This is a genomic window from Microbulbifer hydrolyticus (assembly GCF_009931115.1).
GTDB lineage: Bacteria > Pseudomonadota > Gammaproteobacteria > Pseudomonadales > Cellvibrionaceae > Microbulbifer > Microbulbifer hydrolyticus.
Map to the genome: position 1 here is coordinate 780,466 of NZ_CP047491.1, position 25,366 is coordinate 805,831.

The window sequence follows — 25,366 nt, forward strand, 5'->3', positions numbered from 1 at the left end:
CCGAGGACGTACATGTGACACTGGATATCTACCAGCGCCTGGGTATCGACAGCGGAAAGGCCGCGCAATATTCGATCGTGCTGGACCACCTGCAGCGAGACCGGGGACGGTTACGTGCAAAGACCACCGATGGCATCGAAGTGCGGATTTTTCTGGAGCGCGGTAAACCGCTTCAGGTCGGTGAAATACTGCAGAGCCAGTGCGGCAAGTGGGTGAAAGTAATGGGGGCGCAAGAGCCGGTGACCACCGCGCGCTGTGACGACTGGTTTACCTTCAGTCGCGCCTGCTATCACCTGGGGAATCGCCACGTCAAATTACAAATTGCCAATGCAGAGGGTGAGGGCGAACGCTGGCTGCGTATAACCCCGGATCACGTTCTGGAAGAGATGCTGGAGTTGCTGGGCCTGAGTCTGAAGCGGGAAACCGCGGTATTTATTCCCGAGTCTGGTGCCTACAGCGGAGGCCACTCTCACAGCCACGCGCACAGCCATTCGCACAGCCATCATCACAGTCACGCGCACGACCAGAATGAGCATCACCACCACTGACGGCGCGCTGCTGCGCCTGCTGCAACTCTCGAGCGCCAGCCTGCCGGTGGGGGGCTATGCGTTTTCCCAGGGCCTGGAATATGCCATCGACATTGGCTGGGTGAGAAATATCGACGACACGCGAGACTGGCTCTCGCTCCAACTACTGGAATCTCTGGCCCAGGTGGACTGCCCGCTACTACTGCGCTGTCATCGCGCCCTGCAGCAAAATGATACCGGGCAACTGCAGTACTGGAACCACTACGCCCTGGCCTGCCGTGAGACACGGGAACTGCGCCTCACCGACACCGCTACCGGTAACGCCCTGATCCGTCTGCTGGCGCAGCTGCACATCGAGCAGCCGATGGGGCGTCAGGAAACCAGTTTTATTACGGCCTTCGCGATTGCGGCACACCACTGGCACCTTAACGAAGACGCCACTGTCCTGGGGCTGGTCTGGGGCTGGCTCGAAAACCAGGTCGCTGCCGCTACCAAGCTGGTGCCACTGGGGCAGTCCCAGGCGCAGCAACTGATCGGTGAGATTCAGCAGCAGGTACCCGCAGCCATCGCCCGCGCGCAGCAGTTGCAGGACAGCGAACTCGGTGCTGGACTGCCGGCACTGGCCATCGCCAGTGCCAAACACGAACATCAATACAGCCGACTCTTCAGGTCGTAACAAGAATTCAAGCAAGTATTCCGTGGAGTAGAACCATGACCACAATGAAAAAACAGACCTTGCGCGTCGGCATCGGCGGCCCGGTCGGCTCGGGTAAAACGGCACTGTTGCGTGAACTCTGCAGCGCCATGCGCGATCACTACGACATCGCCGTCGTCACCAACGACATCTACACCCAGGAAGACGCCAAATTCCTTACTCAGCATGAGGCCCTGAGCGCTGATCGCATTCTTGGTGTGGAGACCGGCGGCTGTCCCCACACCGCCATCCGTGAAGATGCCTCCATGAACCTCGCTGCCATCGACGAGCTCATTGCCCGTCATGGCGACCTGGACGTGGTATTCGTGGAAAGCGGCGGCGACAATCTCAGCGCGACCTTCAGCCCGGAACTCTCCGACCTGACCATTTACGTGATCGATGTTTCCGCCGGCGACAAAATTCCGCGCAAGGGCGGTCCCGGCATCACCCGCTCCGACCTGTTGATCATCAATAAAATCGACCTGGCCCCACTGGTCGGCGCGTCCCTGGAGGTCATGGATCGCGACGCGAAAAAAATGCGTGGCGAACGGCCTTTTGTATTCTCCAACCTGAAAGCACAGAAGGGCCTGAAAGAAATCATCGAATTCATCGTGCGAGAGGGAATGCTGGAAGAAAAAGCCATTCCCGCAATCGCGTGATCCCATTTACAAGAAATCAGCCCACGCCGTAGAGGAACGCATGAAAATAAAGCATCTGATCCTGACCGTTATTGCAACAATTTCCAGCCTCATTAGCCTGTTTGCCACGGCGCACGAAGGCCATGCGCCGGCCGGTATCGTGCACGAATTGCATCATATAATGTGGATTGTTATGGCCCTGGCGGTGAGCACTGTAGCAGTTTTTCTGATCCGGAAAGGCCCACAGGAAAAAGAAGATTCCCAGGACTAGGAAAGATCATTAAAGCCACGAAAGGAAAGTAGAATCCACCGAACCCAGATGTCTCAGGAGTCCGGATTCAACGCCCGAATGGCAATGCCCGCAGCGGCGGTCCGGTTCTCCACCCCGAGCTTGGAGAAAACCCCTTCGAGGTGTTTGTTGACGGTGCGCGGACTCACATCGAGGATCTCGCCGATTTCCCGGTTTGTCTTTCCGTTCGCTATCCAGAACAAAACTTCCGATTCCCGCTTGGTCAGTGACAGCTTCTCTCGCAGAATATCCTCACCGGCGGGACCGCCATCGTCCACCAGTTTTAATAGATAAGTGCTGCTATCCCGCTGCTCAATAAACACCACCGCCAGCGGCTTCTGCAAACCCTCCAGCTTCAATCTGTGGCCCGCGCCCGGGCTGCGCGACAACCACATCTGTAAATCCGCCTCCATTTTGCGTTGCAGTATTCCCTCCATGGCGTCCGCACTGCTCAGCAGCGCATAAGTCTGTGGCGTAGCCCAGTGCATGCGGCCCGCCGCATCCACGGTGCACAGGAACTGGCCTGTTGAGTCCAGTGCCTGGTGCGCGCTGGATGTCAGGCGTGCGTTGTTCAGGTGCACTTTCATGCGGGCCAGCAGCTCGTTCGGCTGGATCGGTTTGGTCAGGTAATCCACGCCACCACTTTCCAGGCCTCTCACGATATTTTCCGAGTCTGTCAGTCCGGTCATGAAGATGACCGGGATCGACGCCAGTTCCGGGTCGGCTTTCAGCAGTTTGCAGGTTTCAAAGCCGTCCAGTCCGGGCATCACCGCATCCAGCAGGATCATGTCCGGGCGCAGGCGGCGGGCAATATTCAGCGCCTGGCTGCCATCCAGGGCGACGAGCGCATCAATACCCGCCTGCTCCAGGGTATCGTTGATCAGGCTCAGGGTGTCCGGGGAATCGTCCACCACCAGAACGATATCCCCGGTGTGCGTGTCCGCGGTTGTCCGCGCGGGGCTTGCGGTATCGTCGCAGGTATTCATTCTCGCTCCTTGATTTCCAGGGCTTCGCTCAACTGCTCGAAGCGCATGGTGTCCGCCAGCTGGCGGAACTGTTCTATACGGTGGTCGGCTACGATTGTTTCGGCGGCAATCCGGTCCAGTGTCCTGTGCACGCCACTGCGGTAGCCGATGCGCGCGTAGGCCAGCAGTTCTGCCAGCAGCGGATGTTCTGGCAACGCTTGTGTGGACGCGGTTTGCCGTATCGATGATTTGCACGGGATATCGCGGTCTTTTCCATATACCCAATCGAGCTTCAGCAGGCGGGCAATGGTGTTGAACAGCTTCTGGTTTACCAGCGGTTTCACCAGGTAGGCATCGTGATGGGCGGGCTCGTCGTCTCCGGGATTCAAGTGCCGCTCCTGGGCGTCGGCCGACAGCATCACTATCGGCGCGGTGATACCGCGCGCACGCAGTTGCTCGGCGAGATCCAGCCCGTTCATTCCCGGCATGGTCACATCCAGCAGGAACAGATCCGGCCGCTGATGTTGTACCAGTGCCAGGCAGTCCTCGGCACTCTGTGCTTCCATCATGGAAAAGCCGAGCGGCGTCAGCAGGTCGCCGATCAGTCCGCGATGAATGGGTTCGTCGTCCACCACCATCACGCTGCGACGGGGGCCGTGATAGCCACTGATGCGGCGCACCGGTATTTCGCGGCGGTGGTCCGATTCCACCCATGACAGCAGCAGCGAAACCGTAAAGCGGCTGCCCTTGCCCGGCTCGCTTTGCATGCGCAGCTCACCACCCATGATTTCTGTGAGCAGGTAGGCAATGGTCAGTCCCAGCCCGGTGCCGGTGGCCACGGGGCTCTGCCCGTTGCGCACCCGCTCAAACGGTTTAAGTATCCGCGCCTGATCGTCCGCACGAATCCCCACGCCGGTATCTTCAATGGAAAACTCTGCCACCTGATTGCGGTAGCGGATATGAAAATCCACCTGGCCCTCGCGGGTGTACTTGATGGCATTGGACAACAGATTGATCAGAATCTGGCGCAGACGTTTCTCATCGGCAATCACGGTGGATGGTAGCGGGCTGTGGATATGACAGTAAAAGCGCACACCTTTTGCTTCCGCCTGTGGACGGAACATCTCCACCATCTGCTCCAGTAGTTCCGGCAGGCGCACCTGGTTGCGATAGATATCCAAGCGCCCGGCCTCGATCTTGGAGATATCCAGCAGGCCCTCAATCAGGTCCGTCAGGTATTCCCCGCTGCGCTTGATGATGCGCAAACCGTTGCGGTGCTTTTCCGGGATATCCTGTTGCTGGTTCAGCAGCTGCGCGTAGCCGAGAATGGACTGCAATGGAGTGCGCAGTTCGTGGCTGATACCGGACAGGTAGCGGCTCTTGGCGCTGTTGGCCCGATCCGCCTGTTCCTTGGCCGCCTGCAGCGCGCGATCGGTTTCCTTGTGCGCCTCGATCTCGTTGAGCAGCAGGCGCGTCTGCCGGTTGGACTCCATCTGCGCGACGGTACGGCTGTCGTGGGTAAGCAGGAACAGCCACGCCAGTACCCCGGAAATCAGCAGTAGCAATACGAACAGTGTCCAGAATGCTTGCTGCAGCAATTCTGCCTCGCCAGTGGTGGCGGGCTGCAATTGGCCGTAAATCAGTGACAGCACACCGGCGATACACACGCTCGCTCCCAGAAGCAGTATCGCAAAGCGCCCAAGGCGTGAATCCACCCCGTTCACGACCCGCTCAGGCACCAGTATTTTCATCAGGGTGGCAAGCTGCTGGGAGAAGCGCGCATCTGGCTTGCACGCATCCAGGCAGCGGGAGTCCAGCGAACAGCACAGGGAGCAGATCGGGCCCTGGTAAGCGGGGCAATGGCTCATGTCCGCAGGTTCGAAGTCGTTTTCGCAGATACAACAGGTCTGCGCAGACTGGACGCTGGTGCTGACCGTGCGCTGGCCATCGTCGTCATCGCCATAGAGAGAGTCCCGGTGACGGGCCAGGTAGAAGCGCCCGCGGGTGGCCATCCCCAGTAGCGGCACCATCAAAAAGCAGATGCCGAGGCTGATAAAGCTGGCAAAATTTTTCGCACCATCGCCGAAATGACCGAGATAGCAGACGATGCCAATCAGTGAGGCCAGCAGCATCGAGCCCACACCCACCGGGTTGAAGTCATACAGGTGTGAGCGCTTGAACTCGACATAGGACGGACTGATGCCGAGAGGCTTGTTGATCATCAGGTCTGCGGCGAGGCATCCGAGCCAGCTGATGGCCACCAGTGAAAAAATACCCAGCACCCCCTCGAGCGCGCGATAAATCCCCAGCTCCATCAACACCAGCGCGATGCTCACGTTGAACACCAGCCACACAACCCGTCCCGGATGGCTGCGGGTCAGGCGCGAGAAAAAATTCGACCAGGCGATGGAGCCCGCATAGGCGTTGGTGACGTTGATCTTCATCTGCGAGATCACCACCATCACGCCAGCCAGGATCAGTGCCATGGTGGGGGACTGGGTCAGGTAGTTGAACACCATCTGGTACATACGCACCGGGTCCGCCGCCTGCTCTGCGGAGGCACCGCCGGTGATGGCCAGATAGGCGAGGAAGGAACCGAACAGCATCTTGATCACACCGATGAAAATCCAGCCCGGCCCGGCAAGCGTCAGCCAGAACCACCAGCGCGCGCGATTCTCGCGGGTCTTTTCTGGCATAAACCGCAGGTAGTCCACCTGCTCGCCGATCTGCGCGACCATGGCAAAAAATACTGCACTGGCCGCGCCGAATAACATCCAGCTGAACTCGCCACTCTGCGGGTTGTGCTGGGGTGCGTAGCGGGCCCAGTCCTCCACCCGCGCGAGCTCGAACCAGGCGGCAATACCGAGCGCGAGGCACTGCAACAACAGCCACAGCGGCTGGGTGCCGATCTGAAACTTGCTCACCGCCCGGATACCGTGGGTCACAATTGGGATCACGGCCACCGCGCAGAGGATATAACCGATGGCCGGCGGTATGCCGAGCAGGGCGTGCAGCGCGGAGGTGAGTATCGCAGCCTCGATGGCGAAGAAGATGAACGTGAAGGAGGCGTAGATCAGCGAAGTGATGGTGGAGCCGAGGTAGCCGAAACCGGCACCGCGGGTGAGCAGGTCGATGTCGAGGCCGTGTTTGGCCGCGTAATAGGTGATGGGGAAGCCGGTAATGAAGATCACTGCGGCCACCGCGAGCATCGCGGTGACGGTGTTGATAAAGCCGTAGTTGAGGGTCACTGCCGCGGCGATGGCTTCCAGGGCGAGGAAGGCGGTGGCTCCGAGCGCGGTCTTCGCCACCTGTTCAATGGTAAAGCGGCGCCCGCGCACGGCGGTAAAGCGCAGTGCGAAGTCTTCGAGGGTCTCGTCTCCCACCCACTTGTTGTAGGTCCGCCGTACGCGGAATACCTGTTGTGCGGGTCGCATGGCCTGTTGATCGTTGTCGTTATTTTTGCCCGTAAATGTTCCAACCACCGGGTGCTGCCTACTGCTTGTTTCTCGTCATGTTCTTTTTCTTGCAACAAGAATACCGAATTACACCACTCAATTACGCTTTTGCGGCTCAAAAGCCTGATAACAGGGTGCCGCTAGCGGGTAAAGCCGTATGAGATCTTGCACCAGATAGCGCTCCCTTCAGCCGGCCAGAAGGGTGAATTACCGGGTTCCGGTTCTTGCCGCCATTAGTGTACGTACACCCTCACATCTGAAAACCGTCAAATGACGTAGGCACCGGCCCCAATACGCGTATGGCTCCCCTGTGCCACCGGTCGAATAATCGATAGCAGCAAAAAATAACCAATCGAGACCAGGGTCAAGACCAAAACCAAGGGGAAATACATGGAAACGTTGTCAGGAGGTTTGCGACCGCAAGGTGCGTCGCAGTCGAAAAAAGTGTTCGGTCGCAGTGTCTGCGCCGCGGCGGTGCTGGCCGCGAGTGTGGCACCACTGCCGGCATTCGCCAAACAGTTCGAATCCGAAGGTGGGCAGACGTTCAGTATCGGTGCCGGGTTCCGCTCCCAGTTCCAGTCCGTGGAAGGAGATAGTGAATTTACCCTGCCGGACATCCGGGTATACAGCTCCGGGCAGCTGAGCGACACAGTGAAATTCACATTCAACTTGCAGCAGCGGAGCAACGATACCGCCGATGTGCTGGATGCGATTGCGCAATTCGAGTTCAGCCCGGAGTTCAACATCTGGGCCGGGCGCATGCTGACGCCGGCGGACCGTATCGAGATGAGTGGCCCCTATTACGCGCTCAGCTGGAACCAGTACCGGCAGCCACTGTACGCCTCCGACCAGGGCGGTCAGGCGGGACTGATCGGGCGCGATGAAGGGATCACCTTCTGGGGCACCGCCGGCAAGTTCCAGTATGCCGTGGGAAGTTTTATCGGACTGGATGAATACTCCAACCAGGACGAAAACCCGCTGTACGCGGCGCGCTTCGCCTACAACTTCCTGAATATGGAATCCAACCCGGGTTACTACACCAGCTCAACCTATTACGGTGGGCTCGATAATATTTTCACCCTCGCACTTTCCCTGCAGAGCCAGGAAGACGGTGTCGGCAGTGCCGAGAGTGCCGGAGACTTTTCCGGTTGGACCGTGGATATGCTCTCCGAGACGGTGCTCGACGCCGGTGGTGTGATCACCGTCGAGGCCGAATACAAAAGCTTTGATGCGGATTACACCCTTGCTTCCCAACCGCTGGCTGGCGACTGCTTCTGCCTGTTTGACGGCGAGTCAGCGTTCGCCACCGCCGCCTATCTGTTCCCGGCCAATGTCGGTCCTGGCAAGTTCCAGCCGTACCTGCGCCTGGTGGAAAACAGCCCCTCCGACGCCGACAGCAGCAGCTCTACCGAGCTCGGCCTCAACTATGTGGTCAATGGCCACAACACCCGCCTGAACCTGAGCTTTGTCTCCGGCGATGCCAACGCATCCGGCTATGCCGGTGCGGATGTAGATGTACTGAGCCTGGGGATGCAGGTACAGCTGTAAGTCGACTGCGTGCGCTTCACGCGATTTGAAAATAATGAACAGGAGCAATTCCATGAGCATGAAAAAATTTGTTGCCGGGCTCGCCTTTGCGGCCGGTACCAGTGTCATCAGCGCCGCGGCAATGGCGGCGGAAACCATCAAGGTAGGTGTATTGCACTCTCTCTCGGGGACTATGGCGATCAGTGAAACCACATTGAAAGACACTGTGCTGATGATGGTGGAAGAGCAGAACCGCAAAGGAGGCCTGCTGGGTAAGAAGCTCGAAGCGGTGGTTGTCGACCCGGCCTCGGACTGGCCGCTGTTTGCGGAGAAAGCCCGCGAACTGATCACCAAGGAAAAAGTGGATGTGATCTTTGGCTGCTGGACATCGGTATCGCGTAAATCCGTGCTGCCGGTGATCGAGGAACTGAACGGCCTGATGTTTTACCCGGTGCAGTACGAAGGCGAAGAGTCTTCGAAGAATGTGTTCTACACCGGTGCCTCGCCGAATCAGCAGGCGATTCCCGCGGTGGATTACCTGATGTCTGACCTGGAAGTGGAGCGCTGGGTACTGGCGGGGACCGACTATGTGTATCCGCGTACCACCAACAAGATTCTGGAGTCTTACCTGGAGTCCAATGGTGTGGCCAAGGAAGACATCCTGATCAACTACACACCGTTCGGTCATTCCGACTGGCAGAGCATCGTTTCCGACATTAAGAAATTTGGCAGCACCGGTAAGAAGACCGCCGTGGTCTCCACCATCAACGGTGATGCCAATGTGCCCTTCTACAAGGAACTCGCCAACCAGGGCATCAGCTCGGAAGATATCCCGGTGGTGGCCTTCTCCGTGGGTGAAGAGGAGCTCTCTGGCATCGACACCGGTCCGCTGGTGGGGCACCTGGCTGCCTGGAACTACTTCCAGGGCATTGATAGCGAAGCCAATGAGTATTTCGTACAGCAATGGAAGAAGTTTATCGGTGACGAAAAACGCGTGACCAACGACCCCATGGAGGCGACCTATATCGGTTTCAACATGTGGGCCAAGGCGGTTGAAAAAGCCGGCTCCACAGAGGTGGATGCGGTCGAGCAGGCGATGATCGGCATCGAGTTCCCGAACCTGACCGGTGGCGTGGCGAAAATGAACAAGAACCACCACCTGTCCAAGCCGGTATTTATCGGTGAGATTCAGGACGACGGACAGTTTGAAGTGGTTTGGGAAACCGACGGCGTTGTGCCTGGCGATGCCTGGTCAGACTTCCTGCCCGGCTCCAAGGACCTGATTGCCGACTGGACCGCGCCGATCAAGTGCGGCAACTACAACACCAAGGCCGAGGCTTGCAGCGGCCAGGTACAGTAATCCCGATGACGGTGGTGAATGGTGGCTCTTTTTCTTCACGGAAGAAAGGAAAAGTAAGCCCGCAAGTGAATTCGCCACCGATCACAGGGTAAGCCGGACTGCTCTCTGCCTGTAGAGGAGCCCGGCCAGGGAGTTGGCCCCGACAACCCATTCAGTATTGGATTGTCCGGGGCCTGTTTCCGTTTCGGCGCTATTGAAAGTCGGCCGAAGTATTACTGATTCGCGTATCGCAATTACCGCGGGGTTTTCTGTGAAAAAATTAATACTGAGTTGTGGCCTGCTGCTGGCAGTGTTTGCCGGCATTTCCGTGCAGGCGCAGCCGCACTCTGTACCTCCAGCAGTGGACGCCACGCTAGAGCAGCTGACTGAAGCCAGCTTGCGCGAGACGGCTACGCTGGTCGAGCAGCTCGAGCAGTCTGGTGGCGCCGCCATGCGTCCGTTGTTTGAAACCATGCTGGCCGGCGATCTCCACTATCACAAGACCACCAGACAGCTGATGGCGGTACAGAAAAATGCTGCCGGAGAGCCGGTCGGGCGGGACATATTTACCGGCGCGGACCTGGGCGTACAGGAACGGCGGGACATCAAGAAAATCCGCGTAAACAATCGCCTGCGAGGCCAGCTGCGCGAGGCCATAGGGCGGATTGATCTGCTGCATGGTAGCGAAGCGCAAAAACGCACCGCGGTGCTCGCAATACTCGACGACCTCTCCGCTGACAATATGCGCCTGCTGCAGAGTGCCACCGAGGCCGGTGTGAACCCGGCAGTTGAAGACCTGATTGCGCTGGCCAACGCCATGGTGCGCCTGCGCGACAGCAGCGATACGGAAGAGCGCCTGGGGGCGATCGCATTGATGAGCGAACGCCTGGAATCACCGGTGCGCAACCAGCTGCGGGGTCTGCTGGAAAACCAAAGCGAGCAGGATGCCGCGGTGAAGGCAGCGGCACAGAAAGCGCTCGACAAGATTTCCGAGCGCATTGAATTTTACGGGCAGATGGAACAGCTGTTTTTCGGCCTCAGCCTGGGTTCGGTGCTTGTACTGGCCGCAATAGGCCTCGCCATCACCTTCGGTGTGATGGGCGTAATCAATATGGCGCACGGCGAAATGATCATGCTCGGCGCCTATACCACCTATGTGATCCAGCAACTGATGCCGCAAGCGATCGGATACTCACTGCTGGTGGCGGTGCCGGCGGCCTTTCTGGTCTCCGGTAGTGTCGGTGTACTGATTGAGCGCGGCGTGATACGGCACTTGCAGGGGCGGCCACTGGAAACACTGCTGGCCACGTTCGGTATCAGTCTGATCCTGCAGCAGGCAGTCCGTAGTATTTTCTCGCCACTGAATATGCAGGTGGTCACGCCGGAATGGATGAGTGGCTCCCTGGCCATCAATCCGGTGTTCTCGGTGACCTATAACCGGCTGTACATACTTTTGTTCGCACTGGCAGTATTTTTTGCGCTGGTGATGGTGCTGAAAAAGTCTTCCCTCGGACTGAATGTCCGCGCGGTATCCCAGAACCGGGATATGGCAAAGGCCATGGGCGTGCGTACGGAAATGGTCGACGCAATGACCTTCGGCCTCGGTTCCGGGATTGCCGGTGTTGCCGGCGTGGCGCTGTCGCAGCTCACCAATGTAGGACCAAACCTCGGCCAGTCCTACATCATCGATTCCTTTATGGTGGTGGTGTTTGGCGGTGTCGGTAATCTGCTCGGGACACTGGTGGGTGGCTTTTCCCTGGGCGTGGCGAACAAATTCCTCGAGCCGGCCACCGGCGCCGTGCTCGCCAATATTATCGTACTGGTATGCCTGATCCTGTTTATCCAGAAGCGGCCGAAAGGGCTGTTTCCCCAACGCGGAAGGGCGGCAGAATGAGTGTAACGAATCCCGTGTGGGAAAAAATTGGCAGTGCGCTGACGGAGTTGCGTCAACCGGGTAAGGGTTCCTCAGCACTGGTCGGCATTCTGCTGGTAACGACGCTTGGTATGTCGGCGGCCAACCTGTTGTTACCGGCGGACTCGCCACTGTATGTCAGCACCTACACCATCACCCTGATGGGTAAGTACCTGTGCTTCGCCATGCTTGCCATGGCGGTGGACATCATCTGGGGTTATTGCGGCATCCTGAGCCTGGGCCACGGCGCCTTTTTCGCACTGGGTGGTTACGGCATGGGTATGTACCTGATGCGTCAGATCGGCGACCGCGGTGTCTACGGCAACCCGGACCTGCCGGACTTTATGGTGTTCCTGAACTGGCAGGAGCTGCCCTGGTACTGGTTTGGCATGGACCAGTTCTGGTTTGCGGTGGTGATGGCGCTTGCCGTACCTGGGCTGCTGGCGTTCGTGTTTGGCTGGCTGGCGTTTCGCTCGCGGGTGACTGGTGTTTACCTCTCGATCATGACCCAGGCGTTGACCTACGCACTGATGCTGGCGTTCTTCCGCAATGAAATGGGCTTTGGCGGCAACAACGGGCTGACGGATTTCAAGGATATTCTCGGTTTCGACCTGCAAGTGGATGCAACCAGGGTGGCGCTGCTGCTGGTGACCACGCTGTTGCTGGTGATCACGTTTATTACCAGCCGCGCGATTGTGCAATCGCGCCTCGGCCGGGTGATCGTGGCGGTGCGCGATGCTGAGGCGCGGGCGCGCTTTCTCGGCTACCGCACCGAGCGCTACAAGGTGTGGCTGTTTGTCTATTCGGCGCTGATTGCCGCGGTGGCGGGGATGTTATACGTGCCGCAGGTGGGCATCATCAATCCCGGTGAATTTTCCCCGCTCAATTCCATCGAGGTGGTGGTGTGGGTTGCCGTTGGCGGACGCGGCACCCTTTATGGCGCCATTGTGGGCGCTCTGCTGGTGAATTACGCCAAAACCCGCTTTACCGCGATCATGCCGGACGGCTGGTTGTTCGCACTGGGGGCGCTGTTTGTGATCGTGACCGTGTATCTACCCAAAGGGCTGGCGGGCTTGTTGCAACGTTTCGGTAGTGAAGAAACCGCGCAACCCGCGCGGCGCAATGCGGGTGCCGACACTGACGGTGGAGTGCGTGCCCGGGAGGCTAATGCATGAACAGTCTGAACCAATTTGCCGGGCAGGCGCGCGAGCTGCTGCGCCGGGATACCACCTGGCCTTTTCTGGTACCGCGCAAGCGGTCGGTGGATGTGTCGAAAAACGTCATCCTGTACCTGGAGGGCCTGAATGTCAGCTTTGACGGCTTCAAGGCACTGAATAACCTAAACCTGTACGTGAATGACGGCGAGCTGCGGTGCCTGATCGGCGCCAATGGCGCCGGTAAAACGACCCTGATGGATGTGATTACCGGCAAGACCCAGTGCGACAGCGGCAGTGCCTGGTTTGGGCGAAATATCGACCTGCTGGCCCACGACGAGGCGGAGATCGCCCAGCTGGGGATTGGGCGCAAATTCCAGAAGCCCACGGTATTCGAGGCACACACGGTGTTCCACAACCTGGAACTGTCGCTACAGGGCAGCAAGGGCGTGTGGAGCGCGTTGACCGCAAAACTGTCCAGCAGTGAGTGCGACCGAATCGACGAAGTACTGAAGACGATCGGCCTGGAAAAATGCCGCTATCAGCTCGCGGGTGCATTATCCCATGGACAGAAACAGTGGCTGGAAATCGGCATGTTGCTGGCGGCCCAGCCGCGCCTGCTGCTGGTGGATGAACCGGTGGCGGGAATGACGGCGGAGGAAACGGAACGCACGGCAGAATTGCTGACTTCCCTTGCGGGCGAGCACACCGTGATCGTGGTGGAGCACGACATGGAATTCGTGCGCAGTATTGCGCGTACGGTGACGGTTTTACATCAGGGCTCGGTGCTTGCGGAGGGCTCGATGGATCAGGTACAGAGCAATCCCGACGTGATTGAGGTATATCTGGGGGAGGAAGCATGATCCGGATCGAAAAGCTGAACCAGAAATATGGCGGAACACAAATTCTGTGGGACCTGGATCTGGAAGTGGAGCGCGGTTCCTGTACCTGCATCATGGGACGCAATGGCGCGGGCAAGACGACACTGCTGAAGTGCCTGATGGGGCTGTTACCGACCAGTGATGGAAAAATCCTTTACCAGGGCGAGTCGATCGAGGGAAGCCCGGCGCAGGCGCGGGCCAAGATGGGCATCGGATATGTGCCACAGGGGCGCGACATCTTTCCGCTATTGACGGTGGAGGAGAACCTGCAGATCGGGTTGCCCGCACGGCGGGATGGACTCAAAAAAATACCCGAGCGCGTTTTTGAATTGTTTCCGGTACTGAAGGATATGCTGCACCGCCGCGGTGGCGATTTATCCGGTGGCCAACAGCAGCAGCTGGCGATTGGCCGCGCGCTGGTGATCGACCCCAAGGTGTTGATTCTGGATGAGCCGAATGAGGGTATCCAGCCGAATATTGTGCGACAGATTGCTGATGTGGTGACGCAACTTAATGAAGAGGATGGGTTGACCGTAATTCTGGTTGAACAGAAGCTCGGGTTTGCGCGTCGTGTGGGAAAGGAGTTCCGGCTGATGCAGAAGGGTTCGGTTGTGGCCGCGGATAAGATGGCCAACCTGGATGATGGACTGATTCGCCAGTATCTGGCGGTCTAGACTATTCCCTGAAGACCCTCAGGTAGTCGCTGTTGCCATAGTAGTGAAACTCCTCCAGCGCGCTGTACGCGAGCTTGATGACATGGTCATCGTCGCTGTGCAGCGCTTCTTCCATGATGTCTGCCTGCCGTTGCGGAATATCTTCTATCTCTTGTGATACAACCGGCGGGATCACCTTCGGCCCGGTGCTCAAATACGCAATCACCAGCCCCTGCCAGAAATGGCGCAGCGCCGCTTCTTTGTCTGGGCAATAGGGCAATATCAAGCGTAGTGCGTGGCAGCCGGTGACGCCGTGCAACAGGGTGAAATCCTTTGTTCCCAGGTAGGCGTTGATCGCGAGCTCTGCGATATCTTCGAGCCCCAGCAACTCCGGCTGGATCGGGGTTTCCATCCAGCCCGGCTGGCCGGTAACGGATTGCATATGGTCGGCAATGTTTCCGGGGGCGAGGGGGATTTCAGGAAACTTTTCCGCTACCTGTGAAACGATCTCCGCTGCTGTCAGGGGCACCTGCTGATTGCTGCCGGCAAGCGTTTGGTAGTCGAGGTTCCAGTAGGCGAGGCCCATGGCAATCTCTTCCAGATGGCGGGCGTCTATGCCATAAGCGGTACGGATAAGGCCATGGAAGGCGGCGGTGGCGATGGACGGGAGGAGTTTTGGCAGTTCCTGCTGCAGGCATTTGGCGATGCCGAGCTGTCTGAGTTGTTGCTCATAATAGCGCAGGGCGCTGGGGAACAGGTCTTCGCGATTGCGGCACGCGGCGATTTCGCGGATGTCGTCCACCGGGCTGCCGGGGCGCGGTTGCAGGTGCGGGATACTGCGGTCAAAGGCGTTACCGAGCCGCTCCGGGGCAGCGCTCATCTTGTCGAGGGCAATCAGTACCATCGGCAGATGGTTGGCGAGACGGTCGCCGTAATGCACATGGTAGCGGCTGCCGGCTTCGAGCATTTGTGCGCAGTCGCGGGTGATACTCATGCGGGCTCTCCGTTGGCGGTTCAGCGGACTTCCACTCGGTCTCCCAAGTGTATGGTGACCGGATTCCGGTCTCCAGTGGCCTGATCGGTAACCGCGGAACTGGCTGGCGCCAGGTTCATACCAAAATAGATCTGCCCATCTTCCCAGCGACGATAGCTGGCGAGGGTGCGCAGCGGCTCTTTCTGTGCACGACCGGTGAACGGATGCAGGCCGGGAATACCGCAGCGGGCACAGGGATGGGTGCAATCGAATACCTGCGGACCGTCGTGGGTGTGAACGGTGAGGGTTTTCCATTCGTCCTCGGCGAAGGGTTCGCAGCCGCTTATCACCAGATTGGGGCGAAAGCGCAGCATGGATACCGGTTCCGCGAGGCGGCTGTTCAGGTCATCGAGTGACGCCTGGCTGATCACCAGCAGCGGTGCGGCGTCGGCGAAGCCAACCTGGCGGTCGCTGCGCGGAGCCTCGAGCGGACGGTTGAATTCCTCGCCCATGGCGACGAGGCGTACCGGTGATTGTAATTGCTCACTCAGCCAGTGGGCGGCATCATCGCCGGCGTCCCGGGCTCGGACATCGTCGTTCCACACCCGTACGGTTTTCACTTCCGCTTCACGGCCGGGCTGGCGGATCTCGATGCGCTCTCCCTCGGCATTTTCCAGGCGCACGCCGTCACCGGTGGCGGTGGCTTTGAGTTGCGCCATGGCCCGCAGGCGGCGCTGGGTGACGAACTGATTGTCGTTATCCACCAGCATCCAACGGCGGTCGTCGATTGCGCCAAACCGGTCCAGGGGCAGGGATTTACTTTTGTGTCCCTGCAGGGACTTGACCGGGAAGTGATAGAGCGCGGAAATTTCCACGAGCGGCTCCTGATCCTGAGTCTTGATGTACAAGAGTAAAGGCAATGGATACAACAAAAAAGGCCCGCATGTGCGGGCCAGAATTTCAGACTACTTAAAGTAACCGTCGTGTGAATGCTGGCTGTGTTCAGTTCTCGGGCTGGCGACTGAACTGGTACTCGGCTCCCGCCTGGTACAAAGTCAATCCATCCTGGAAAAATGCAATGCGGAGTCCGGCGGGTGCAAACTCGAACGTGTCTTTGTCTACCGGGGAAAGCGGGAACTTGCCCTGTCCTGTGGCCTGCCCGTAAAGCTGATCCTCTTCGATAAACATGTCCAGGGCAAGTGGCATCTGCTCACTCGTATAGTGACCGATAAAGTCCGCAATGCGTGCTGCAGCTGCGCTGGTATCCGCTGCTGACCCGAACTGCGGGATGGTTACCGGGTCGCCATAGGCCGTTGCCAGCAGGGCAATCGCGATATCGTTATTGTTGAAACGGCTGCCATTGGACAGCACGGCAAAGGCGATATCCTGGTCGGGAAAATAGCCGGCCATGGAGCTGAACCCATCGAGTCCGCCGGTGTGCCCATACCCGCTGTGTTTCCCGTAGGGGAATTTCATCAACCCGAAGCCGTAAGCGGCGGATGCAGGCAGCATTTTTGGTAGCGAATCGTCGGCGTCCACAATCTTTCCTTGCACAAGTGCACGGAAAAACCGCGAAACGTCTTGCGGTGTCGATAGCACGGCGCCAGCGGCACCGGGTACCGAAAGATCGGTCGCCGGCGCGGGTTGCCAGTTGCCCTGCCAGACATAGGAGGCCAGATTGCCGGATGGCGCTGTCTCGCGGGTATCCGGCTCACCGCCAAATGTGGTGTGGTGTAATTTCAGCGGTTCGGCAATCTGCGACTGCAGCAGTTGTGGTAGCGACTTGCCGGAAACGTCTTCCAGGATCAGGCCAAGTAGCAGATATCCGGAATTACTGTACTTGAATGCACTTCCCGGCTCGAAATCAGATTTCAGGGATTCCAGTAATTCCACCTTGTCTGCTCGGCCCATCGGCTGGGTGTGGACCGTGAGGTATTCCTGCCGGTCGGTGAAGTTCTCCAGTCCGCTGGTGTGGGTGAGCAGTTGCTCAATCGTGATCGTTTCCGCGTGGAGTATGTCCGGAAACCACTGGTCAACAGTGCTGGTCAGCGAAAGGGTGCCCATCTGAATCTGCTGCATCACCAGCGCGGCGGTGACGGATTTTGTAATCGAACCGATGCGGTAGACTGGCGCAGATTCACCTTCGCCGGAGCCGGTTTCATGGGCGGCCAGCGTGCGCTGGTAAATCGGTTCGCCGTCCACCATCAGGGCTACGGAACCACGCCAGCGGTCCTGCTCTTCCAGGACGTCGAAAAATGCGTCCAGTTGCGATGTGGTGATTTCGGTTTCGGTTTTGGCGAGGGTGTCAGGGGGGGATTTCGGTGGTGTGCAAGCAGCAAGCAGAGCGACAACAATGCCTGCGACGAGCGGGGCGAAAACGTTGGACTGCGGTTTGTGTTTTCTTCTATCCATGAAGGTGTCCTTTGTGGACCGCTTTCCTGCTGCGGTGTGATTCGTACTTATTGGTTGGTGACATCAGGGGCACAAAAAAGGCGGCCCGAGAGCCGCCAGTCTACATCCTGTGAAACCATGAAAGGAGAGGAATCGCTGTCTGGGTTCCGACGGTTTGCCATACTCCGGGAATCCCTCGCCGTTCCAACGGATCGCGTAACCAATGGTGTCCAGCATGCAGGCGCCGGCCAGTACCAGCCTCTGGTCGTTCTTTACCAACAGTCGCGATTGTTCCCCCAGTGGCTTTTTACACACAATGTGTTTGACCCACTCACGGGTGGTGAAGAAGACCGCAAGCCCACAGGGAATGGACAGATACAGGAACCAGGGCTTGCCTGAGCTCTACATTATTATTTCTCTACTATCACCGTTTTCGCCGCGCCGATTTACTTATTGGATTGGCGCCAGGGTTATATGTATTATTGTAGTATTAAGGTCGAAGCGGGCGAGCCCTGTGCACGGATCGCTTTTATCTAAAAGGGTTTCCGCGTAAATTGCCCTGGTAGTGGGCGATTCTTGCTCCTTATGGGCTCCGGTCGTTCCCGGTTTTGCCCTTGCGAGAGTCCCGCCTCCCCTTCGCAAGTTCTGATATTTTTAGCACTTTTGTTGCAAAGAGCGCGTGAAAAATCGGCAGATTCGCCACAGATTGGGATTGTCCGGCGGTGAAGCCGCCGCAGGCGTGGCCGGATGGGCCGTCCTGCTTGATCACGTTACACGTTATTTGTCCTAAGGTACGTCGATTGGCGTGATTTATTCGATATGCCCCCGTGTCCGCCTACCATTGGTTGTGCCGACGCTGTGTATTCCGGGGTGGTACAGCTGGCAGCCGAAGCTAGGTAGTGAAGATATGGTTAAACAAGTCAGGGAAAACAGACCGCGCAGTGTGCACGCCTGGGTCGCTTATGAGCTGGGTACGCGCATTGTCACCGGCTATTACGCGCCCGGGGAGTACATTCCCAATGAGGCCACCATTGGCGAAGAGCTGAATGTGTCGCGTACCGCCCTGCGGGAAGCGTTCAAGATTTTGAGTGCTAAGGGGTTGATCGAGTCGCGGCCCAAGCTGGGTACCCGGGTGCGGCCGCGGGAATTCTGGAACATGTTCGATTCCGACGTGCTGCGCTGGTGCTTTGACTCTACGCCGACGCCGGAATTTTTGCGCGCGCTGTTCGAAGTGCGCGAGATGATTGAGCCCAACTCGGCGGCGCTCGCCGCCAAGCGTGCCAGTGACGAGCAGATAGCGGCCATGGAGGTAGCCTACCGGGCGATGGAAAGTGCAGAGCCCGGTACCGAGCAGGTGATCCTGACCGATATCGAGTTCCACATGGCGATCCTGCGCGGTACCAACAACGAGTTTATGGTGTCCCTCGGTGAGTCGATCAAGACCGCGCTGATGGGGTTGTTTCGCATCAGTAGTTCCAAAGAAGCGGCCTATCAGGCGTCGCTGCCCGGTCACTACGCGGTGTTTCTGGGAATTCGCGATCGCGATCCGGAGCGCGCGCGTTTTGAAATGAAGTCGCTGCTGTCCAAGTCGGTGCACAAGGCGTTGGACCATCTGGCGGAGGATGAGGGCGGCAAGGTGGATGTGGCGATCTGACCAGGGTTCCCGCATCGAGCCTGAGTGGTCTCGGTCCGCTTAACGCAAAAAAGGCAGTCCATTGACTGCCTTTTTTCGTTATCGGGCCCCCATCTTGTGAGGGTTGAGGCCCGAGGGCGATTCAGAGCGCCTTTACCGTGGGAATCTTGCGCTCCACCACTTTCAGCGGGTTGCGCAGGGCGCGGCCGAAGGTCGCGGACTCAATTTCAAAGCGGTCACCTTCCTGCGGCTTGATGCCGTCGCCGAAGCTCAGGGTGGCAGTGCCGAAGAAATGCACCTGAACGTGGCCCGGGCGGCAGAAGGCGTTGTACTTGAAGTGGTGGTGTTCCAGGTTCTTGATGGTGTGGGACATATTGTCTTCGCCACTGAGGAAATTCTTTTCCCAGATCACTTTCCCGTTGCGCACGATGCGGGAGGTGCCCTCGATGTGTGCAGGCAGCTCGCCCAGCAGTAGCTCCGGGCCGAAAGAGCAGTGGCGCAGTTTGGAGTGGGCCAGGTACAGGTAGTTCTGGCGCTCGGTGATGTGATCGGACAGCTCGTTACCGATGGCAAAGCCAATGCGGCAGGGGTTGCCTTCACTGTCATTGATGTAGATCCCGGCGATCTCCGGCTCCTCACCGGCATCGAGTGCAAAGGAAGGGCTGGGGATGGCCTGCTCCGGGGCTACCACACAATCGCCGTCGCCCTTGTAGAACCATTCCGGCTGCACGCCCGCTTCGCCGTTCGCCGGCTTGCCGCCTTCGACCCCCATCTTGAACATCTTCATGGTGTCGGTCATTTCTTCCTGTTTGCCTGAAGAGTTCTGCGCGTGCATGGCGGCCCGGGTGTCGGCGCTGCCGAGGTGGGTGAGACCGGTACCCGCCACCATCAGCTGGGTGGCTTGCGGGTGGTCGATCGGGGATAGCAGGCGACCGTCATCGATGATCTTCTGGTAGTTCTGGCGCTGGTCGGACAGCAGCGAGCTGGCGAGCGCTTCCAGTCCGGAGCCGCTTTCCATCGCGCGGTGTGCCAGCTGGTAAATGGTCTCGACGTCTTTCAGCTGTTCGATGGTGTTGCTGTCGACTACGGCGCCCACTGCGCGCTGGCCGGACTCGGTGGTGAACTGGATAAGTCTCATCGCTTTTTTCCCTTGATTATATGCACGAGCCCAAGGTTTCGCCTTTGGAATACGGGTAGGTGATTTTTATATAGTATGATACTACTTATTGTAATTGCTTACCTGGAGGCAGGGTAGGTGCAAACCCCACTTTTTCGCTAGCGGTGGATACAAGCGCACGGTCTCGAGAACTGTCGTATCGATCACACTAGCTTCATACAATAAGATTGACTTCATCCGGGGTGCTTTGTAACTATAAATGGTAACGCTACCATTTTGATGGTAAATAGAAAAATAATCATGCCGTTGCGCAGCGTCCCGGTAATTACGTTAGGGGGCGGCAGCGGCAAATAGCGATATAGGAGAAGCATGCCATCGGGCCGTCTTGTCGGTGGCTGCCGTAAATATGAATAACAAACGCCCGCTTCACGCTTCCGGCCCCCTTATACACATCTCTGCTCCCCCGCATGGCAAGGGGTTGTTTCTCCTGCACGACGCCCTGTATCGGCTCCCTTCCGGCAGGATGGTGATCTTCGATTCTCTGGTGGCAGACATTGGTTTTGGCAGCCGAGGTTGTATGGATCTCGATGGCGCTGTACGAGTATGACTATGAAAAAAATAGAAGCGGTTAGAAAGTTATTCGTGCTGTCAGTGCTTGCCGCTTTGGCAACCTCCGCAATTGCGGAAGAGTACAAGCCTGGCGAAAACCCGATCTTCCGAAACATCTTTACCGCCGATCCGGCGCCTCTGGTTGTCGGCGATACCCTGTACCTGTATGTCGGCCACGATGAAGCCGGCGAAGGCCAGATGTTCAACATTACCGAGTGGGTGGTCTATTCCACCACAGATATGGAGAGCTGGACGTATCACGGTCCGGTTATGAAACCCACGGATTTTGCGTGGGCAGTCCGGGACGCCTGGGCCTCACAAGTGATCGAAAAAGACGGGAAATTCTGGTTGTACACCACAGTGGAGCACGGCCCCCCGCACAATTCGAAAGCCATAGGCGTCGCGGTTGCGGATAACCCATTGGGGCCGTTCAAGGATGCGAAAGGCTCCGCCCTGGCTCACGACGCAATTACCCCGACACCGGAGGATCCACACGACTGGGACGATATCGATCCGACGGTATTTACGGATGACGACGGAACCACCTGGATTGCCTGGGGCAATATGCACCTGTACCTGGCCAGGCTAAAGCCCAACATGATCGAGTTCGACGGGCCCATCCGGGAAATATATTTGCCCAACTATACCGAGGGCCCCTGGCTGCACAAGCGTGATGGTCACTATTACCTGACCTATCCCTGTTTCGCGCATCAGAATATGTTTGAAAAAATGTGCTATGCCACGGCCTCCGATATCGCGGCCGAATGGACGTACCAGGGCATTCTCACCGATCGCACGGAGAACAGTTTTACGATTCATCCCGGTATCGTCGAATACAAGGACCAGTGGTACTTCTTTTATCACGACGCCAAGCTTTCGATAGATGGCTTGCCTGGAGCCATGGGCAGGCGGTCGGTTGCCGTTGAATACCTTCATTACAACGACGACGGGACCATCAAGCCGATTACCCAGACAAAGGAAGGGATCAGTGTCGCCCCTGATCCGTCCAAAACCTTTCAAGCGCCAGTGTTCAACCCCGCGGGCCCATTGGTCTCGGTAACGAGCGACCTGTCTGTCACCCAGAATACAGGCGTTGCTGCCAAGCAGTGGAAAGGCGCACCGATACTGCAGACCACCACCAATCCTTACCAGATGGCAATTGCCTCAGAGAGCTTTAACCGTAATGAGAACGGGGCCACAACGCTCGGCCAGGCATTCCGCCCCGACGCGGATTTCAAGCTGCGTGAAATTAGCTTGTATGTCGGGGATGGCTTTGGAACTACGGCAGATCAACCCCTGACTCTGGCACTGTATGAGCTCGACGAAGACGGCGCGAGTGAAGGACGCGCACACTCTTACACGGTGGGAAAAAATCTTCTGGGATCGGCGGATAGGCTGAGAATTAATTACAAACCCCAGGCGCCGGGGTTACTTCAGCTGCAACTGAACAAGTCCCGTCAGCCTGTGTTGATAGCGGGAAAAAGCTATGTATTGGAGTTGCAGGCAGAGCGTGGGTCGGCCCCGCTTTTCTGGCGCAGGACAAAATCGGATTCCTATTTAAATGGTGCGGCTTATCGGGATCGATCACTGATTCAGGATGCTTCAGCAGCTGGCGATTTTCTATTGGCGCTATACGGGGAAAAGCGGCAAGACTGAGAACACAACTTTTCATTTCACAATCATTACCTATGTCTTTTATGAATCTTACAAGAATGCAAACGCTCGCCTCACTACTCTTGCTCACTATAGCCTCGTTCGCCTTTGCTACGAACTCGATGGCACAAGACGGGACAATCTATCCACTGGAAGCTCCCGAAGAGCCCAAGGCGATCCCACTGGGGACGGGCGGTGTCGAGGGGCAGACTGCGCCCGAGACCTGGTTCCGCCAGTGGGGCGATCCGATGGCGAGAAATATCTCCACCGCAACCCTCACTCCGTTTCTGCCCGAACCGGACAAAGCGAATGGTGCGGCGGTCATCGTTGCGCCCGGCGGCGGTTTCAGGTGGCTGTCCCTCGGCAATGAGGGCTGGGAGGTGGCGGAGGCACTTGCCGAGCAGGGTATTGCGGCCTTTGTGTTGAAGTACCGCCTGCAGCCGACACCGGAGTCGCTCGATGGTTTCCGGGAGTCAATGGAACAGCTCTTCGCCGAAGCGGGCGCGTCCCCGGACGGTGAGAAACAAGACGAAAAGCCGGCGACGCCGCCGCGCTGGGACCTGTCCAATCAGCTTGAGGATGCCGAGGCTGCTTATGCCCTGATTGTTGAACGCGCCGCGGAGTGGGGAGTGGATACAGATCGCCTGGGTATGATCGGATTCTCGGCCGGGGCCGGGCTCACCATGCACTCTGCGCTCAACTCCAAGACCATGGATCTGGCCTTTATCGGGCCTGTCTATGGTGGTATGGGACCGGTCGAAGTGCCAGCGGACGCTCCGCCCATGTTCAATGTGATCGCCACGGATGACTTTCTCTTTCGCGGCCAGTTCGATGTGGTCAAGTCCTGGTTCGAAGCGGGGCGGCCGGTGGAGTTTCATCTCTACCAGAATGGCGGACACGGTTTCGGTCTGGGCAATCCCAACCGCACCAGCAATCGCTGGTTTGATGCTTTTATGCACTGGCTGAGTGTGAATGGCTTTCTTGCTGCCAGCGCATGAGTCGAGCCTGAAAAGAAATAAGAGGTAAGCGCCGGTCCTTATTGGCAATTCCGTCGCTATTGAGCAGTCGGGAGTTGTCCCTCAAATTAATAAATCATACAATAATACCTATGAGGGAATAGGTGGGGTTTGGTAATGGCCAGTGATAAGAAAAAGACGGTCCTGCGGTCGGCCAATTGGTTCGGAACTCGAGACAAAAACGGTTTCATGTACCGCAGTTGGATGAAGAACCAGGGGATCCCCGAGCATCATTTTGAGGGCAAGCCGGTCATCGGTATCTGCAACACCTGGTCCGAGCTGACTCCGTGTAATGCCCATTTCCGCAAAATCGCCGAGCACGTCAAAAAGGGCGTGATCGAAGCCGGCGGCGTGCCGGTGGAGTTCCCGGTGTTCTCCAACGGCGAATCCAATTTGCGCCCAACCGCCATGTTTACCCGCAACCTTGCCGCGATGGATACCGAAGAGGCGATCCGCGGCAACCCGTTGGACGCCGTTGTGTTGCTGGTCGGTTGTGACAAGACCACACCGGCCCTGCTGATGGGCGCTGCCAGCTGTAACCTGCCCACCATCGTGGTAACGGGTGGCCCGATGTTGAATGGCAAGCACAAGGGCAAAGACGTCGGTTCTGGCACCCTGGTGTGGCAGGCTCACGAAGAATACAAAGCGGGCAATATCTCCCTGCATGAATTCCTGAGCGCCGAGGCGAGCATGTCCCGTTCCGCCGGCACCTGTAACACCATGGGTACGGCCTCCACCATGGCGTGTATGGCGGAATCCCTGGGTACCAGCCTGCCGCACAACGCCGCGATTCCGGCGGTGGACTCCCGTCGCTATGTGCTGGCGCACCTCTCCGGCATGCGTATTGTGGACATGGTTCACGAAGACCTGACCCTGTCCAAGGTGCTGACCAAAGAGGCGTTCATTAATGCCATTCGCACCAACGCTGCCATCGGTGGGTCCACCAATGCGGTCATCCACCTCAAGGCCATCGCTGGTCGCATCGGTGTGGACCTGGACCTGGACGACTGGAAAGAAGGTCGCGAAGTGCCAACCCTGGTGAACCTGCAGCCGTCCGGCAAGTACCTGATGGAAGAGTTTTATTATGCGGGTGGCCTGCCCGCGGTGCTGTGTCGCCTGGGCGAGTCAGGCGCATTGAACAAGGACTGCCTGACCGTCAATGGCAAGACCATTGGTGAGAATGTCGAGGATGCTCCCTGTTACGACGATGACGTTATTCGCCCGCTGGACAATCCGCTGGTGGAGAACGGTGGTATTTGTATCCTGCGTGGCAACCTTGCGCCTCGTGGCGCGGTGCTGAAGCCGTCCGCGGCGAGCCCGGAGTTGATGAACCACCGCGGCCGCGCGGTGGTGTTCGAGAACTTCGAGCACTACAAGTCCCGCGTGGTGGACCCCGATCTGGATATTGATGAAACCTGTGTGATGGTCCTGAAAAACTGCGGTCCCAAGGGGTATCCGGGCATGGCGGAAGTGGGCAACATGGGGCTGCCGCCGAAAGTACTGAAAAAAGGTGTCAAAGACATGGTGCGTATTTCCGACGCGCGCATGAGTGGCACTGCCTTCGGTACCGTGGTGCTGCACACCGCGCCGGAGGCCATGGAGTTCGGCCCGCTGGCTGCGGTCCAGGATGGCGACATGATTCACCTGGATGCGCACAATGGTGTACTGCATCTGGAGGTCTCCGATGAGGAGATCGCCGCGCGCCTGGAAAATCTCAAATCTAACCAGATCATTGCCAACACCAGTGGCTACGAAGCCATGTATCGCAATCACGTAATGCAGGCGGACGAAGGATGTGACTTCGACTTCCTGGTGGGTTGCCGTGGCTCGGAAGTGCCGCCGCACTCTCACTGATCTCTGGCAAGCAGTGCTGGTGCGGAGCACTTGAAAAGGTGTCTAAGATTTTCTACAGGTAACCCTTAATCCGGTTTATCACATTT

Annotated in this window: 20 protein-coding genes; 14 read left to right on the plus strand and 6 right to left on the minus strand. The window is 58.0% G+C overall.

Translation table 11 applies throughout. The features are described 5' to 3' along the window. Positions 1 to 14: 14 nt before the first annotated feature. From ureE to GTQ55_RS03305, 4 genes are read left to right on the plus strand one after another with little or no spacing between them, the layout of a single operon-like run. Positions 15 to 548: an urease accessory protein UreE gene (gene ureE / locus GTQ55_RS03290; RefSeq protein ID WP_202620661.1), complete on the plus strand. Its 534-nt coding sequence runs from the start codon at positions 15 to 17 to the stop codon at positions 546 to 548. Then, a complete protein-coding gene (locus GTQ55_RS03295) occupies positions 529 to 1,203 on the plus strand; it encodes an urease accessory protein UreF (protein ID WP_161857456.1) in 675 nt (224 codons plus the stop codon). The genes ureE and GTQ55_RS03295 overlap by 20 nt, the downstream gene beginning before the upstream one ends. 44 nt (positions 1,204 to 1,247) lie before the next feature. After that, positions 1,248 to 1,880 (plus strand): urease accessory protein UreG, encoded by a 633-nt coding sequence (gene ureG, locus GTQ55_RS03300; protein WP_161859981.1) that lies wholly within the window; start codon positions 1,248 to 1,250, stop codon positions 1,878 to 1,880. 40 nt (positions 1,881 to 1,920) lie between these two features. After that, a complete protein-coding gene (locus GTQ55_RS03305) occupies positions 1,921 to 2,130 on the plus strand; it encodes a hypothetical protein (protein WP_161857457.1) in 210 nt (69 codons plus the stop codon). Positions 2,131 to 2,183: 53 nt separating this feature from the next. On the opposite strand, the gene GTQ55_RS03310 is transcribed toward GTQ55_RS03305, so the two are convergent. Together GTQ55_RS03310 and GTQ55_RS03315 are read right to left on the minus strand one after the other, a co-directional pair. Beyond that, the gene (locus GTQ55_RS03310) at positions 2,184 to 3,134 is read right to left on the minus strand and encodes a response regulator transcription factor (protein ID WP_161857458.1); all 951 of its coding nucleotides are present in this window, start codon (positions 3,132 to 3,134) and stop codon (positions 2,184 to 2,186) included. Further along, the gene (locus GTQ55_RS03315; protein ID WP_202620662.1) at positions 3,131 to 6,595 is read right to left on the minus strand and encodes a hybrid sensor histidine kinase/response regulator; all 3,465 of its coding nucleotides are present in this window, start codon (positions 6,593 to 6,595) and stop codon (positions 3,131 to 3,133) included. The genes GTQ55_RS03310 and GTQ55_RS03315 overlap by 4 nt, the downstream gene beginning before the upstream one ends. Positions 6,596 to 6,958: 363 nt before the next feature. Between GTQ55_RS03315 and GTQ55_RS03320 the strand changes: the two genes are divergently transcribed. The 6 genes from GTQ55_RS03320 (at position 6,959) to urtE (ending at position 14,055) form a co-directional block, all read left to right on the plus strand. Next, on the plus strand, positions 6,959 to 8,116 hold the full coding sequence (locus GTQ55_RS03320) for a hypothetical protein (protein WP_161857459.1): 1,158 nt from the start codon (positions 6,959 to 6,961) through the stop codon (positions 8,114 to 8,116). 58 nt (positions 8,117 to 8,174) lie between these two features. Then, positions 8,175 to 9,455, plus strand: a complete 1,281-nt coding sequence (urtA, locus tag GTQ55_RS03325) for an urea ABC transporter substrate-binding protein (RefSeq protein WP_161859983.1) — start codon at positions 8,175 to 8,177, stop codon at positions 9,453 to 9,455. Between the two features lie 250 nt (positions 9,456 to 9,705). Further along, entirely contained in the window at positions 9,706 to 11,328 is a 1,623-nt protein-coding gene (gene urtB / locus GTQ55_RS03330) for an urea ABC transporter permease subunit UrtB (protein WP_237567800.1), read from the plus strand. Then, the gene (urtC, locus tag GTQ55_RS03335) at positions 11,325 to 12,521 is read left to right on the plus strand and encodes an urea ABC transporter permease subunit UrtC (RefSeq protein WP_161857460.1); all 1,197 of its coding nucleotides are present in this window, start codon (positions 11,325 to 11,327) and stop codon (positions 12,519 to 12,521) included. Before urtB ends, urtC begins: the two co-directional genes overlap by 4 nt. A gap of 5 nt (positions 12,522 to 12,526) precedes the next feature. Then, a complete protein-coding gene (urtD, locus tag GTQ55_RS03340) occupies positions 12,527 to 13,363 on the plus strand; it encodes an urea ABC transporter ATP-binding protein UrtD (RefSeq protein WP_375791543.1) in 837 nt (278 codons plus the stop codon). Further along, complete coding sequence (gene urtE / locus GTQ55_RS03345; RefSeq protein WP_161857462.1) at positions 13,360 to 14,055, plus strand: urea ABC transporter ATP-binding subunit UrtE; 696 nt, start codon at positions 13,360 to 13,362, stop codon at positions 14,053 to 14,055. Before urtD ends, urtE begins: the two co-directional genes overlap by 4 nt. A 1-nt stretch (position 14,056) precedes the next feature. Here urtE and GTQ55_RS03350 read toward each other — a convergent pair whose 3' ends face one another. From GTQ55_RS03350 to GTQ55_RS03360, 3 genes are all read right to left on the minus strand, one after another. Next, positions 14,057 to 15,028, minus strand: coding sequence for a questin oxidase family protein (locus tag GTQ55_RS03350; RefSeq protein ID WP_161857463.1), 972 nt, complete (start codon positions 15,026 to 15,028; stop codon positions 14,057 to 14,059). A 20-nt stretch (positions 15,029 to 15,048) separates the two neighbouring features. Continuing rightward, complete coding sequence (locus GTQ55_RS03355) at positions 15,049 to 15,882, minus strand: MOSC domain-containing protein (RefSeq protein ID WP_161857464.1); 834 nt, start codon at positions 15,880 to 15,882, stop codon at positions 15,049 to 15,051. 127 nt (positions 15,883 to 16,009) lie between these two features. Continuing rightward, positions 16,010 to 17,419, minus strand: coding sequence for a serine hydrolase domain-containing protein (locus GTQ55_RS03360; RefSeq protein ID WP_161857465.1), 1,410 nt, complete (start codon positions 17,417 to 17,419; stop codon positions 16,010 to 16,012). Between the two features lie 886 nt (positions 17,420 to 18,305). On the opposite strand from GTQ55_RS03360, the gene GTQ55_RS03365 reads away from it, so the two are divergent. Continuing rightward, positions 18,306 to 19,052, plus strand: a complete 747-nt coding sequence (locus tag GTQ55_RS03365) for a FadR/GntR family transcriptional regulator (RefSeq protein WP_161857466.1) — start codon at positions 18,306 to 18,308, stop codon at positions 19,050 to 19,052. A 121-nt stretch (positions 19,053 to 19,173) separates the two neighbouring features. Here GTQ55_RS03365 and araD1 read toward each other — a convergent pair whose 3' ends face one another. Next, positions 19,174 to 20,169, minus strand: coding sequence for an AraD1 family protein (araD1, locus tag GTQ55_RS03370; protein ID WP_161857467.1), 996 nt, complete (start codon positions 20,167 to 20,169; stop codon positions 19,174 to 19,176). Between the two features lie 588 nt (positions 20,170 to 20,757). On the opposite strand from araD1, the gene GTQ55_RS03375 reads away from it, so the two are divergent. From GTQ55_RS03375 to GTQ55_RS03385, 3 genes are all read left to right on the plus strand, one after another. After that, positions 20,758 to 22,413 carry a glycoside hydrolase family 43 protein gene (locus GTQ55_RS03375; protein ID WP_161857468.1) on the plus strand — a complete coding sequence of 552 codons (1,656 nt, stop codon included), beginning with the start codon at positions 20,758 to 20,760 and terminating at the stop codon, positions 22,411 to 22,413. Positions 22,414 to 22,532: 119 nt separating this feature from the next. Further along, on the plus strand, positions 22,533 to 23,408 hold the full coding sequence (locus GTQ55_RS03380) for an alpha/beta hydrolase (RefSeq protein WP_237567801.1): 876 nt from the start codon (positions 22,533 to 22,535) through the stop codon (positions 23,406 to 23,408). Between the two features lie 135 nt (positions 23,409 to 23,543). After that, complete coding sequence (locus GTQ55_RS03385; RefSeq protein WP_161857470.1) at positions 23,544 to 25,280, plus strand: IlvD/Edd family dehydratase; 1,737 nt, start codon at positions 23,544 to 23,546, stop codon at positions 25,278 to 25,280. Positions 25,281 to 25,366 lie beyond the last annotated feature (86 nt).